The organism is Cupriavidus sp. 291-E7 (assembly GCF_057798835.1).
The window spans coordinates 74,524-87,193 of sequence record NZ_JBYOJV010000014.1 but is presented as its reverse complement, the minus strand read 5'-3'; the positions used below and the strand labels follow the sequence as shown (position 1 = coordinate 87,193).

Annotated in this window: 12 protein-coding genes; 3 read left to right on the top strand and 9 right to left on the bottom strand. The window is 65.4% G+C overall.

Features of this window, described 5'->3' with window-relative positions:
* Nucleotides 1-138 precede the first annotated feature (138 nt).
* The 5 genes from AC3FLX_RS23035 to AC3FLX_RS23015 all read right to left on the bottom strand — a co-directional run bounded on the left by AC3FLX_RS23035 (nucleotide 139) and on the right by AC3FLX_RS23015 (nucleotide 3,491).
* Complete coding sequence (locus tag AC3FLX_RS23035; RefSeq protein WP_488699643.1) at nucleotides 139-900, bottom strand: AI-2E family transporter; 762 nt, start codon at nucleotides 898-900, stop codon at nucleotides 139-141.
* Nucleotides 890-1,336 carry an AI-2E family transporter gene (locus AC3FLX_RS23030; protein ID WP_488699642.1) on the bottom strand — a complete coding sequence of 149 codons (447 nt, stop codon included), beginning with the start codon at nucleotides 1,334-1,336 and terminating at the stop codon, nucleotides 890-892. The genes AC3FLX_RS23035 and AC3FLX_RS23030 overlap by 11 nt, the downstream gene beginning before the upstream one ends.
* Before the next feature lie 213 nt (nucleotides 1,337-1,549).
* Entirely contained in the window at nucleotides 1,550-1,702 is a 153-nt protein-coding gene (locus tag AC3FLX_RS23025; protein WP_488699641.1) for a hypothetical protein, read from the bottom strand.
* A 269-nt stretch (nucleotides 1,703-1,971) separates the two neighbouring features.
* A complete protein-coding gene (locus AC3FLX_RS23020) occupies nucleotides 1,972-2,421 on the bottom strand; it encodes a hypothetical protein (protein WP_488699640.1) in 450 nt (149 codons plus the stop codon).
* Nucleotides 2,422-2,525: 104 nt separating this feature from the next.
* On the bottom strand, nucleotides 2,526-3,491 hold the full coding sequence (locus tag AC3FLX_RS23015; RefSeq protein WP_488699639.1) for a LysR family transcriptional regulator: 966 nt from the start codon (nucleotides 3,489-3,491) through the stop codon (nucleotides 2,526-2,528).
* A gap of 116 nt (nucleotides 3,492-3,607) precedes the next feature.
* Between AC3FLX_RS23015 and AC3FLX_RS23010 the strand changes: the two genes are divergently transcribed.
* Together AC3FLX_RS23010 and AC3FLX_RS23005 are read left to right on the top strand one after the other, a co-directional pair.
* The gene (locus tag AC3FLX_RS23010) at nucleotides 3,608-4,579 is read left to right on the top strand and encodes a Bug family tripartite tricarboxylate transporter substrate binding protein (RefSeq protein WP_488699638.1); all 972 of its coding nucleotides are present in this window, start codon (nucleotides 3,608-3,610) and stop codon (nucleotides 4,577-4,579) included.
* A 36-nt stretch (nucleotides 4,580-4,615) separates the two neighbouring features.
* Nucleotides 4,616-5,989, top strand: a complete 1,374-nt coding sequence (locus tag AC3FLX_RS23005) for an MmgE/PrpD family protein (RefSeq protein ID WP_488699637.1) — start codon at nucleotides 4,616-4,618, stop codon at nucleotides 5,987-5,989.
* Between the two features lie 290 nt (nucleotides 5,990-6,279).
* On the opposite strand, the gene AC3FLX_RS23000 is transcribed toward AC3FLX_RS23005, so the two are convergent.
* From AC3FLX_RS23000 to AC3FLX_RS22985, 4 genes are all read right to left on the bottom strand, one after another.
* Nucleotides 6,280-7,977, bottom strand: coding sequence for an MBL fold metallo-hydrolase (locus tag AC3FLX_RS23000; RefSeq protein ID WP_488699636.1), 1,698 nt, complete (start codon nucleotides 7,975-7,977; stop codon nucleotides 6,280-6,282).
* A 105-nt stretch (nucleotides 7,978-8,082) separates the two neighbouring features.
* On the bottom strand, nucleotides 8,083-10,452 hold the full coding sequence (locus AC3FLX_RS22995; protein ID WP_488699635.1) for a DNA polymerase II: 2,370 nt from the start codon (nucleotides 10,450-10,452) through the stop codon (nucleotides 8,083-8,085).
* A gap of 55 nt (nucleotides 10,453-10,507) precedes the next feature.
* Complete coding sequence (locus AC3FLX_RS22990) at nucleotides 10,508-11,254, bottom strand: anti-sigma factor (protein ID WP_488699634.1); 747 nt, start codon at nucleotides 11,252-11,254, stop codon at nucleotides 10,508-10,510.
* The gene (locus AC3FLX_RS22985) at nucleotides 11,251-11,838 is read right to left on the bottom strand and encodes an RNA polymerase sigma factor (RefSeq protein ID WP_488699633.1); all 588 of its coding nucleotides are present in this window, start codon (nucleotides 11,836-11,838) and stop codon (nucleotides 11,251-11,253) included. The genes AC3FLX_RS22990 and AC3FLX_RS22985 overlap by 4 nt, the downstream gene beginning before the upstream one ends.
* A gap of 134 nt (nucleotides 11,839-11,972) precedes the next feature.
* Here AC3FLX_RS22985 and AC3FLX_RS22980 point away from each other — a divergent pair, with 134 nt between their 5' ends.
* A complete protein-coding gene (locus AC3FLX_RS22980; RefSeq protein WP_488699632.1) occupies nucleotides 11,973-12,608 on the top strand; it encodes a ferritin-like domain-containing protein in 636 nt (211 codons plus the stop codon).
* Nucleotides 12,609-12,670 lie beyond the last annotated feature (62 nt).

Here is a 12,670-nt window from a genome sequence, read left to right as displayed (position 1 = left end):
CCCGAATCGGGCGTCTGCCAGCCCCTGCACGCGGCCGAAAGCGGACGCGCCCGATGTGTCGCAATCGCTACGATGGGGTTGAGCCGCGCGCTATGGCACCGAGGCCGATGCCACGCAGGCCGCTGATTCCGGCGCCGATTATTCGCCCAGGAACTCGGCCAGCACCTCCAGGCCGTCGACGTGATCGGCCACGACCTTGGCGATGACAGCCAGCGGAATTGCCAGCAGCATTCCCCAGGTGCCCCACAGCCAGGTGAACAGCAGCAGCGACACAAACACGGCTACCGCGTTCATGCGTGCCATGCGGCCGGTCATCCAGGTGGTCATGCCATTGCCGATCAGCGTGGCAATCACAAGCGAACCGCCCGCCGCCGCGCCCGCCACGGCGAGCGTGCCGTACTGCATGAAGCCAGCCACGCCCAGGCAAACCGCAACCACCAGCGAGCCAAAGTAGGGCACCAGATGCAGCACGCTGGCCACGAGCGCCCACGTGCCCGCGTTATCGATCGACAGGTACTTCAGCAGGATGTAGATGCAGAAGCCCAGCGACGTGTTGGTGGCCAGCAGCATCAGCATGTAGCGCTGAATCTGCCGGTTGATCTCGTCGAGCATATGGACGCTGATTTTCTTCTGGCTGATGGTCTTGCCGGCCATCTTCACGAACTTGCGCTTGAACATGTCCCCCGCAAGCAACAGGAACCAGGTCAGGAACAGCACCACGACGGTCTGGGCGAGCAGTGCGAACGCACTGACCCAGCCGGCCCAGATCATGTTGCTGAAGCCGTCGGTGCCGCGGTCTACCACTACCGGCGCGCCCTTGGGCATCGGCGGCTGTCCCGTGCCGCCCAGGATGGTGGCGGCCCGCCGCACCTTTTGCAGCACCGAATCGTCACCGCTCATCAGCGCCCCCACGGACCGGGATCTCCGGCAACCGGTCGACAATCGATGACACCTGTCCCTGCAACAGATAAGCGCAGCACATGGCCAGCCCAAGCAGGCCCAGCAGCACCAGCGTGGCGCCCACCGCGCGTGGAATGCGCTGACGCTGGAGCAGCGCCACCAGCGGATCGAGCAGATAGGCAATGACGATGGCCAGCACCACCGGCACGACGAACGCGCGGGCGACATGCAGCGTGTACAGGAATGCCAGCGTCGCGAGCACGACCAGCGCAAGGCTGGCGCTCCGCAGCGACCCCGTCCACGCGGGAGGTGTGTAATCCGCCACGGTAACGGGCGCGGCGATGGCGGCAGCGGGTTCCGGTGTATCGGTCGTCAGCGCGACAGGTTCCGGTGGTGGCGTGGACCGCGTGGGGGATGAAGACGGAACGGTCGACATGGCTCGCTTGGCTCTTGTGGGGTGTCTTCCCTGAGCATAGTGGCGGCCAGGCGGGTGGACTGTCGGTGTGCAACGGGTCCGCCTGTAGGACGGATGTACGTGACGGGCGCGGTACTGGTGGCACAAAACAAAAGGTGGCGCAAAACAAAACGCCGGTCTCGTGGACCGGCGTTTCGGGTAAAGCAATGATTCTGGTGCGTGGGATAAGTCGCGTCAGCGAGGCGTATCGTCACGCCGGCCTGAAGAGGTATCCAGGAATTGCTGCTGCTTGAGCAGGGGGTCGTTCTTGATCATCCAGCGAACACCGAAAGCCAGTGCAACGATGCAGGCCAGCATATACGCAACGATCGCAGTGAGAGTCAGCATGTTTCTTCACAGGAGTAGGTTGCGACCGCAGTGCCACGTTGATTCCGGAACGATGCAGGACAGCGTGGCGGGCCGGATGGGAACGGATTGTATGTGACACCAGACGTGATTCCGACCCGATTTCGCCTGAAATTTTCTGTATGCCGATCTAAGCGCAATTAATATCGGCAGAAGATGCGATGTTTAGTTGGATGAACATGCTATGTCCATACATCTGAAAGATTTCGACCGCTCAAACAAGCCTGCAATCAAGCCTGCAATCGACGCGATCAGAAGAAGCAACCCATGCCGTATTGCTCGGCACGCAGCGCATTGACGGTGTCACGATAGCGGTCCGCGTAGCTCCAGTACTCGGTGTGGTGCATCGCGCGTTCGGCGGCGCGGACCTGGAACTCCAGCGCGCGACACTGGTTCCAGAACGCATTCTGGGCGCGCCAGTCCATTTCGTCTTCACGCGCGTCCCAGTTCTGGATCTGCGTGGCCATCTGCGCGCGGTTCTTCAGATAGGCCTGTTCGTCGTTGAGGACCTTGGCGGACTTGGTGACAGTGGTCACGCTGCCCCGCATCGAATTCGTGACATTGGTATAGCCGGCGGGGCAGGCGCCCGACGTATAGAGCGTGTCACGCTCGTTTTCGCACTTGGTGACGGCCTGCGCCGCGCCCGAAGCGGCCATCGACGCAGCCAGCGTCACCAGCAGTGGGGCAAGGAATCTGGACATGGCAGCGCTCGCGACGTGGTCTCGATGCGATCACTGTAGGCAGCGCGCGGCAGCCCAGCCAAGCTCATCAAGGTATCCAGATATTTCACAACCTTTCGACGAGCTTACGGAGTGTCCGGCTTTAAACGTGAACTCGTCCTACGACCGGGCGCTTGCCTGGTGCGCTGCCTGACCGGAGCGATTGCTGCGTTGGCAGACAACAGCATGTCGTAAAGCTGCTGCGCCGCGGGCGAAAGGGACCGCCCGCGCTTGCGGATCAGCCCGACGGTGCGTTCGACCACAGGGTCCACGAGCGGCACGCTGGTCAGCGTGGGATGCTTTCCCGGCGGCATCGCGAGCCGGGGCACGGCGGCGATGCCCATGCCGGCTTCCACCAGGCCCACCAGCGTGGTCACGTGGCGCACTTCGCAATACCACTGCGGGCGCGTCGGCACATTGCCGAGCGCCAGGTCCAACAACATGCGGTTTCCGCTGGCCTTGCCCACGGTCATGTAGTCGTACTGGCCCAGCTCGGCCCAGGTCACCTTGCGCTTGCGTGCCAGCGGGTGGTCCGGCGCGCAGGCCACCACGAACGGTTCCTTCAGGACGGGTTCGAAATCCACGTCCGGTTCCTGCGTGCCGATGTAGTTGAGTCCGAAGTCGGCTTCGTTGCGCACCACCAGGTTCAAGACATCGTTGGCGCCTTCGTCGATCAGCCGTACCACGATGCGCGGATACAGCGCGTGGTACTGCCGCAGAACCGCCGGCAGGAAGTAACGCACCGCCGATGGCACGCAGGCCACGGTCACCTCGCCAGTTACGCGCGTGGCGACGTCGCGGATTCCCATCAGCGACTCCTCCAGCCCGTTGAGCAGTTCGCGCGCCTTGCGCGAAAACTCCCGCCCCACGGCGGTCATCTCCACCGAACGGGTTGTGCGGTCAAACAGACGGACACCGAGCGCATCTTCGAGTTTCTCGATACGCCGCGACAGCGCCGGCTGCGACAGATGCAATTCGCCAGCCGCCGCCCGGAAGCTGCTCAGTTCCGCCACGGCCACGAAGGCGCGCAGGTCCGCCAGATTGAAATTCATGCAAGCCTTGCATCAATAATGAGGAAATTTGCAATTCACAGTCTAGCACCGGGAGGCGATGATGCGTGGCATCCACGAGCAAGACGCCACCAATGAGAGGCGCACCTGGAGGAGACATGAACCCGAAACGTCGTACCCTGATCAAGGCCAGCGCGATGCTGCTGGCCGTGCCTGGCCTGACTGAAGCGCAGGACACTTTTCCGAGCAAGCCGATCCGCTATGTGGTGCCGGTGTCCGCCGGCGGTGGGTCGGACCTCGTTGGCCGCACCGTGGCCGAGCGCTGGGCGAAGGTGCTGGGCCAGTCGATCGTGGTCGAGAACCAGGCCGGTGGCGGTGGCGTCATTGCCTGCCAGATGACCAGCAAGGCCTCGCCCGATGGCTACACGCTGATGCAGGGCTATGTGGCCACGCATGGCACCAACCCGGCCACGCGGCGCGTGCCGTATGACCCCGTCAAGGACTTCACGCCCATCGGCATGATCGGCGGCACGCCCAACGTGCTGGTGATCAACGCCAACGTGCCCGCCACCAGCCTGGCCGCCTTTATCGCCTACGCAAAGAAGCAGCCGGTGGCGTATGGATCGGCCGGACCGGGATCGCTCACGCACCTGACGATGGAACTGTTCGCCCAGCAGGCTGGCGTGAAGCTGACGCACGCGGCCTATCGCGGGATTGCTCCGGCCTTTACCGATCTGATCGGCGGTCAGACGCAGGCGATGTTCCCCGGCCTGGCTGCAGCCTTGCCCAACATCCGCTCGGGTCGCGTCAAGCCGCTGGCCGTAACCGGCAGCAAGCGGCATCCGCTGCTGCCCGACGTGCCGACGCTGGAAGAGGCCGGCATGAAGGGCTTCGATGCAATGCAGTGGTATGGCGTGGTCGGCCCGGCCGGCATTCCGCCCGATGTGGTGACGCGGCTCAACAGTGCGCTGACCACCGTGCTCAAGACCCCCGATTTCAAGGAAAAGCTCGCGGCCGAGGCGCTGGACCCGCAACCGATGACACCGGACCAGTTCCGCCAGTACATCGCCAGCGAGGTCAAACGCTGGAGCGAACTCGCCAAGGCACGCGGCATCCATCTCGATACCTGATTTACACCCGTATTCCCGCACAAGGAGTTTTGATTCATGGCCCGTAATACCCACGTCGCTGCCGACCACAACGCCCCGCCGGTCACGCGCATCCTCGGCAAATTTGTCGCCACGCATCCGTCGAAAGGCTGGAGCGATGCAGTGGACCACGAAGCCCATCGCACCTTCATGAACTGGCTGGGTTGTGCGGTCGGTGCCGCGCAACACGCCTCGGCGGACGCCGCGCTGGCCGCGGTGGCCGAACTGCAGCCGGCGGCGCAGGCTACCGTGCTGGGCAGCCGCACGAAGGTGGACATGGCCAGCGCGGCGCTGGTCAACGGCATCACTTCGCACACGTTTGACTTCGACGACACGCATCTGAAGACCATCATCCATCCGGCGGGTCCGGTCGCTTCGGCCGCACTGGCGCTGGCCGAACACACGGGTGCCAGCGGTCGCGCGGTCATCGATGCACTGGTCCTCGGTATCGATGTGGCGTGCCGCGTCGGCAATGCGATGTATCCCGACCACTACGATCGTGGCTGGCATATCACCGGTTCCACGGGCATGCTCGGCGCCGCCGCAGCCTGCTCGCGGCTGCTTGGCCTGGACGAAGAGCGCACGACGATGGCGCTGGGCATTGCGGCCTCGCAACCGGTGGGCCTGCGCGAGCAATTCGGCACGATGACCAAGCCTTTCCATCCGGGTGGCGCGGCGCGTGCTGGCCTGATGTCGGCGCTGCTGGCGAAGCACGGCTACACGTCCAGCGGCCGCGCGCTGGAAGCACCGCGCGGCTTCATGCAGGTGATCTCAAGCAAGGCGGACTGGAACGAAATCACCGACGAGCTTGGCCAACGCTTCGAGATTTCTTTCAATACCTACAAGCCGTTTGCATGCGGCATCGTGATTCATCCGAGCATCGACGCCTGCGTGCAACTGCGCGAGCAGGGTGTAAAGCCCGAGGATGTCGAGCAGATCGAACTGCGCGTGCATCCGCTGGTGCTGGAACTGACTGGAAAGAAAGAGCCGTCTGACGGACTGCTGGCGAAGTTCAGCGTCTATCACGGTTGCGCGGCGGGGCTGATCTTCGGCCGGGCAGGGGAGGAGGAATTCTCCGACCATATCGTCACGCGCGACGACGTGGTGGCGCTGCGCCGCAAGGTCGTGGCTACCGCCGATGCCAGCGTCGACGAGGCGGCCGCTTTCGTCAAGGCAACGCTCAAGGACGGGCGCAAGGTGGACGTGCACGTCGAGCATGCCATCGGGTCGCTGCAGCGTCCGATGACCGATCAGAATCTCGATGCCAAATTCCACGCGCTGGCTGATCCGGTGCTGGGATCTGGGCAGGTTGCGGATCTGATTGCGGCGTGCTGGAAGTTGGGTGGCGCAGCCGATGTGAAGGCACTGGTGAGCCTGGCGCAGCCGCGTTGATGTGTGGGGTCGGGGCAGTTTGACGCGCCCGGCCCTCTCCCCCGGCCCCTCTCCCGCTATGCGGGAGAGGGGAGCACACCACGGGCATATCTATTGCCGCTGGTTTTCTCGCCTCTACCGCATGCCGGTGAGTCCATATCACCGCCGGTTTTCTCCTCTCCGCCGCGTGCCTGCGGGTTCTATCACCGCTGGTTTTCTCCCCTCTCCCGCGTGCGGGAGAGGGGCCGGGGGAGAGGGCCAGCGTCTCAATCCCCCCAGCAGCCTTCAATCCCCCCAGCAGCCTTCAGCCCCTACAGCAGCGCCCAGACCCCGTCCGCTTCGCTGACCACCCCATCGGCCTCCAGCTTCCGCAGATGCGCCATCAAGGACCGCAGCGCTATCGGATGCTTGCTCTCGGGCACGTCGTCATAGACGCTGGCTACCAGCGTGCCGACATCCGTCGGTGCCAAAGCCCGCAGCGCGTTCAGCACCTTGGCCTCGCGTTGCATGCGATGGCGGATCAGCAGCCGGATCGCGTCATGCGGTCGCGGCATCAGAAAGCCGTGGCCCGGCGCGATCCATTCGATATCCTCGTCCAGCAGCGCATGCAGTGACGCCAGATAGGCGCGCATGTCGCCATCGGGCGGGTTGATGACCACCGTCGAGCCCTGCATCACGTGGTCACCCGTAAACAGCGTCTTTTCCTCTTCCAGCAGAAAGCAGAGGTGGTTCGACGCATGCCCCGGCGTATGCACCACGCGCAACGTGGTCTGCGCGCCGAGCACGATGCGGCCGCCATGTTCGGGCATATGGTCCGGGCGGAAGGTCTGGTCCTGCCGGTCTTTCACCTCCGTCGTGCGCCCCCATACCGGCGCCGATGTGGCCTGGCGCACGCGGACCGTGCCCGGCGAATGGTCAAGGTGCGTATGCGTGACCAGAATCCACTTCACGGGTCCCGGTGCGGCCGCCATGACCGCGTCGAAATGCGCGGCGTCTTCCGGGCCAGGATCGATCACGGCCCAGCAATTGTCGGCACCGGCGACGAAATAGGTGTTGGTGCCCGGCCCGGTCATCACGTTGCCGTTGTTGGCCGTGACGCGCCAGATCCGTTCGGATAGCTTCACGGCCAGCCCAGGCTCCAGTGCATAGCGCGCATGACCGGCGCCGTCGGGGTCGATGCGGGCGATCTCCGCGTAGCAGGGTTCCTCGGGCATGACCGGACGCTGGCCCTTGGGACCGTGCGCCAGGCGCGGCATCACCAGCGCGATGCTGCGCTGCTGCCTGGCAAAATCGAAGCACTCCTGTGCCGTCCTGAAATGGGCGATCGACTGCAGAATCTTGCGCGTGGCGTTGACCAGCGTGAGATTGTTGGCCGGATCGATGACATCGGCCGGACGCATCCATCGATGCTCCAAGGCTTCCACGCCATCATGGATCGCAGTCTGGCCAGCCGGCAGCAGCGCCATGAAAAAGCGCGTGTCGAAGCGCTTCGGCAGACCCGGCGGCGTCAGCCAGTAGGCGCAATAGGCCAGCTTGTCGACGGCGAGTCTCAGGCCGAGCATTTCGCAGACGTGCGCCAGCCCCTTGCCGCCATAAGCGGCGGCTTCACGCAGTTGCTGGCGGACACCGGCGTCCAGCTCGTCGAGCCGCGCGACCTGGCCGTCGGCGTCGTAGGCATACAGCAGGCCGGCTTCCTCGAAGGCTTCGCGGATCGCGCACAGGTAATAGTCCAGCCCGTTCGCGTCTACCTGGAGCCGCGCGCTGGCCGCGGGGTCATCCAGCCCGGCACACAGCGGATGCAGCGCGGCGTCCTGTGGATCGAGCACGCCGCCCGGAAAGACATAGGCGCCGGCGCTACGGTCGTCGTCGCGCTGGGGGCGGCGCATCATCAGGATTTCCATCCCCTGGGCGCCATCGCGCAGCACCAGCATGCTGGCGGCAAAGCGCATGGCCTTGGAACGGGTTGGATCGGTGGAAGCGGGAGCGGGAGTGGGAGCGGCGGAGGACATGGAACGCAGAGGAAGTCTCTTCGGATTCTCTTATCGGCAGATCCGGCCCATTCTAGCGGTTTGCAGCGCTGCCGCGATGCAGCAATAACCCTGCCTTTACCCGCTTCATTGCGGAAACAGGGCCATCTGGCCGGTCAGCAGCGTCTCGAAATCGTCGTCCAGGAACGGCAGGATCGCATCGGCAATCGGCTGTAGCTGGCGCGTGACGTAGTGGTCATAGTCGATCGGCGCGGCGCGTGTTTCCAGCGGTTCCGGGCCCGCCACCGTCATCAGGTAGCTGATCCAGCCGCCGTTCTGGTATTGCTTCGGGCGGCCATGCCGTTCGTTGTAGTCGTCGGCGATGCGCGCGGCGCGCACGTGCGGCGGCACGTTGCGCTGATACTCGTCGAGCTGGCGGCGCAGGCGCTTGCGGTAGACGAGTTGCGCGTCCAGCTCTCCGGCCAGCGTTCGCCGCACCGTATCGCGCACGTAGTCCTGGTACGGTTCGCGGTTGAAGATTTTCTCGTAAAGCGTCTGCTGGAACTGCTGCGCCAGCGGCGACCAGTCCGTGCGCACGGTTTCCAGCCCCTTGAAGACCATCTCCGCCTTGCCGTCCTGCCGCGCCACCTGGCCCGCATACCGCTTCTTGCTACCGAGGTCGGTGCCACGGATCGTCGGCATCAGAAAGCGGCGGAAGTGCGTTTCGAACTGAAGCTCCAGTGCGCTTTCCAGACCGTAGGTCTGCCAAAGGTGGTCGCGCCACCAGTCGTTGACATAGGCCACCAGGCTGCGGCCGATCTCGGCCGCGTCGTCCTCGGTCCGTGCGCGGCGCAGCCAGACGAATGTGGAATCGGTGTCGCCGTAGATCACCTCGTAGCCGCGCGCTTCGATCAGCTGGCGCGTCTGCCGCATGATCTCGTGCCCACGCATCGTGATCGACGATGCCAGGCGGGGATCGAAAAACCGGCAGCCGCTGGACCCGAGCACGCCGTAGAACGCATTCATGATGATCTTGAGCGCCTGCGACAAGGGCTTGTTCTTGTCGCGCTTGGCGGCTTCACGGCCTTGCCAGACGCGCGACACGATGGCGGGCAGGCAGTGCCTGGTGCGAGAAAACCGCGCGCCCCGGAAGCCGGGCACCGAATCGGCGTCGTCGGGATGTGCCAGACCCTCGACCAGCCCGATTGGATCGATCAGGAAGGTGCGGATGATCGACGGGTACAGGCTTTTGTAGTCGAGCACGAGCACCGATTCATAGAGTCCGGGGCGCGAATCCATGACAAAACCGCCTGGGCTGGCCTCGGGTGCCTTCTCGCCGAGGTTAGGCGCCACGTATCCCTGGCGATGCATCAGCGGCATGTACAGATGCGTGAACGCCGCCACCGATCCACCGCTGCGATCGGCCGGCAGGCCCGTCACGGTGGCGCGTTCCAGCAGGAAGTGCAGCAACTCCGTCTTCTCGAAGATGCGCGTCACCAGTTCGCAGTCGCGCAGGTTATAGCGCGCCAGCGCGGGCTTGTCCTCGGCGAACATCCGGTCGATCTCGTCCATGCGGTCGTACGGATTGTCGATCGACTTGCCTTCGCCCAGCAGCGTCTGCGCCACGGCTTCGAGACTGAACGACGGAAAGCTCCACGTGGCCGAGCGCAGCGCCTCGATGCCATCGATCACCAGCCGGCCGGCGGCACCCGCAAAGTAGTGCTGCTGCTGGTTGTGTTCGCGCCATTCCATCTCGGCGCCGCCACGCCCCAGGCGCAGCGGCATCTGAAACTGCCGGGCATGCTCGCGCAGCACGCGCAGGTCGAACCGCACGAGGTTCCAGCCAATGATGGCATCGGGGTCGTGGCGGGCGAGCCAGTCGTTGAGCCGCTCGATCAACTGCTGGCGCGTGGCGCAGTATTCGAGCGCGAAGTCGATATCGGGCGGCGTTTGCTGCGGCGCCGCGCCAAGCATATAGACCTGCCGCTGGCCGCAGCCTTCCAGCGCAATCGAATAGAGGTCGCCGAACGCATTGGTCTCGATGTCTAGCGATGCCAGCCGAAGGGCGGGGCGGTAATCGGCCGCGGGCTTCATCTGGGCGTTGCGCAGCACCCCATCGGCGCCGGCATCGCCATCGAACCAGACCGGCGCGGTGATGAAGCGCTCCATCAGGTAGCGCTCCGGCGGCCGGACGTCGGCCTCATAGACATCGACACCGGCTTCGCGCAGCGACTTGTCGATCTTGATCAGTTGCCGATGCTGCTGGCAGTACAGGCCCAGCACCGGACGATGCTGAAAGTCCTGCAACTGCAGCGGGCGCAGCACCACGTCGCGTTCGCCCTGCAGCAATGCCTCCGCCGCGCCGCGCTGCAGCTCGGGGATGAACGCGGTGGACGGCTGATAGGGCAGACGCAGGCGGCGCGGGCCATCGTCGGTCGCCAGCCAGAATTCGACTTCCGTGCCGGCGGGGGTGTCGCGCCAATGTCGGGTCAGGATGAAACCCTGCTGAAGTGCCACGCTGCAAGCCTTGGGGGATAAGTTTCTGGCGTGGATTTTAGCGGAGAGCGGCGGCTCAGGCTGGCGTCTTGAGCATCGCCCCCTGGAACACCACCGGGCCGCTCGGCCCGTCGGGATTGGGCGATCCGCCGGGCGGTTCGACGCTGACGGCCAGCGCGGACACATTGGCCGGCAGCGCATCCAGCGGCAGGCGTGCTTCGCGCGCATGGCCGATCACGCCAAGCGACTTCGGCTTGCCACCATCCGGCAGCGCCCACAGTTGCAGGGCCTGCTGCGCGCTGAGCGGCAGATCGTCGACGCGGCGCACCACCAGCGCACGCCCCCTGGCATCCCAGCTCACCAGCATGGCCGGCTGCGCTTGCTGCGACTGCAGCACGGCCACCACCACGCCCTGGGACGGGGGCGCCGATTCCCAGCGGCCCAGCGTGCCCACCAGCGCCACCACGGCAGTGACCGCGAAGGCGGCTGTCGTCATGCGCCAGAAGGCGGGCATCTGCCACCATCCGGCCCAGCCGGCTGGCTTGGGGCGCGGTGCGGCCGCCGGAGCCGCCGGCCGGGCGTCCTCCATTTTCCAGCCCAGACGGCTTTCGATGCCGCACCAGACCGCTTCCACCGGCACGGCCGGCGCGTGAAGTTCCGCCACGCCCGCCAGCCTGCGTTGCCAATGGGCGATGGCGGCGTGCACCGCTGGCTCCTGCCGCGCCAGTTGCTCCATGCGGCGGCGCGCGCCGCCTCGCAGCACGCCCAACGCATATTGCGCCGCCATGCGATCGAGCAGGTCCGGATTGCGGGCAAGGTTCATGGTGCGGACTCCAGACAGGCGCGCAGACGCTCAAGTCCACGGCGAATCCAGGATTTGATGGTGCCCAGTGGCGCGTGCATCCGTTCGGACAGCTCGGAATGGCTCAGGTCCTGCAGGTAGGCCAGCACGATGGCCTGGCGCTGGCCTTGGTCCAGCCGCTGGAGGCAACGGTTCAGCGCCCGGGCCTGCTGGCTGGCCTGCGCCAGCTCGGCGGGGCCGGCCGCTTCATCGGCAAGATCGGCTTCCGGCGCATCGTCGAGCGGCGTCGCCGTGGCCAGGCGCGCGGCGGCCGTGCGGCGCAGCGCATCGAGGGCGCGGTTGCGGACGATGGTGGTCATCCACGTCATCGGCGCGGCCAACTGCGGCCGATAGTCGGCCGCATGATGCCAGATGCTGACAAAACTCTCCTGCACCACGTCCTCCGCCAGGTCTCGCTTACCAGTGATACGCAGCGCGAGGCCAAACAGTTTCGATGCCGACTGGTCGTAGATCGCCCGCAGCGCCAGACGGTCGCCAATGGCCACACGCGCGAGCAGCGCTTCGAGCGGGTCTGGGTCGTCGGGCAGCGGTGAGGGCAGGGCCACGTGCGGCTCCGGGCGGAGGGGTGATCCGATTATAGGCACGCGGGGTGCATCCACACGCCCGATGCGTGCGTATAAGCCGGTAACGCGGCTCGTCGGGCCGCGTGGATCCATCGTCCCATCAAAGGAGGACTCTCATGGAAACGAAACCTGACGTGTCGGTGCCGCGTCATGATCTGTCCGGCAGCCTGTCTGACACGGATGCCCGGGTGGCGCCAAATCTGATGCGCCGTGGCTGGCTGATGGCCCCCGGCGCGTTTGCGCTGGGCACGCTGGCGGCGGTGGCGCTGGGTGAGGCCATGCCCGCCTGGGGGCAGACAAAATCCGGCAGCACGCATGACGACATCGATATCCTGAACACCGCGCTGGGGCTGGAATACCAGGCAATCGCGGCCTATCAGGTGGGCGCCGAAAGCGGCCTGCTGCAGAAGCCCGTGCTCGACACCGCGGTGAAATTCCAGACCCATCACAAGGCGCATGCGCAGGTGCTGGCCGGCACCGTGGAAAAGCTCGGTGGCAAGCCCGTGAAGGCGCGGGCAACCAAGGAATACAGCTTTCCGGCCGAGCAACTGAAATCCCAGGCCGATGTGCTGCGCTTTGCCGCCGGGCTGGAAAAGGGCGCCACCGCCGCGTATCTGGGCGTGCTGCCGAGTTTTTACAACCGCGAGCTGAGCAAGGCGGCCGGCAGCATCCTCGGTGACGAGGCGATGCACTGGGCCGTGCTATTGCAGGCGCTTGGCGAAGATCCGGTGCCGGGGGCGTTCGTAGGGTAGGCGGACGGGTGTTGTCTCCCCCTGGCCCGCGTCGCGGGAGAAGGGAGACAACCCACCTTGCA

What these genes read in the sequence shown, in the direction of transcription:
- AC3FLX_RS23035 (WP_488699643.1), bottom strand. Translation starts at nt 900, where the DNA reads ATGAGCGGTGACGATTCGGTGCTGCAAAAGGTGCGGCGGGCCGCCACC.
- AC3FLX_RS23030 (WP_488699642.1), bottom strand. Translation starts at nt 1,336, where the DNA reads ATGTCGACCGTTCCGTCTTCATCCCCCACGCGGTCCACGCCACCACCG.
- AC3FLX_RS23025 (WP_488699641.1), bottom strand. Translation starts at nt 1,702, where the DNA reads ATGCTGACTCTCACTGCGATCGTTGCGTATATGCTGGCCTGCATCGTT.
- AC3FLX_RS23020 (WP_488699640.1), bottom strand. Translation starts at nt 2,421, where the DNA reads ATGTCCAGATTCCTTGCCCCACTGCTGGTGACGCTGGCTGCGTCGATG.
- AC3FLX_RS23015 (WP_488699639.1), bottom strand. Translation starts at nt 3,491, where the DNA reads ATGAATTTCAATCTGGCGGACCTGCGCGCCTTCGTGGCCGTGGCGGAA.
- AC3FLX_RS23010 (WP_488699638.1), top strand. Translation starts at nt 3,608, where the DNA reads ATGAACCCGAAACGTCGTACCCTGATCAAGGCCAGCGCGATGCTGCTG.
- AC3FLX_RS23005 (WP_488699637.1), top strand. Translation starts at nt 4,616, where the DNA reads ATGGCCCGTAATACCCACGTCGCTGCCGACCACAACGCCCCGCCGGTC.
- AC3FLX_RS23000 (WP_488699636.1), bottom strand. Translation starts at nt 7,977, where the DNA reads ATGTCCTCCGCCGCTCCCACTCCCGCTCCCGCTTCCACCGATCCAACC.
- AC3FLX_RS22990 (WP_488699634.1), bottom strand. Translation starts at nt 11,254, where the DNA reads ATGAACCTTGCCCGCAATCCGGACCTGCTCGATCGCATGGCGGCGCAA.
- AC3FLX_RS22980 (WP_488699632.1), top strand. Translation starts at nt 11,973, where the DNA reads ATGGAAACGAAACCTGACGTGTCGGTGCCGCGTCATGATCTGTCCGGC.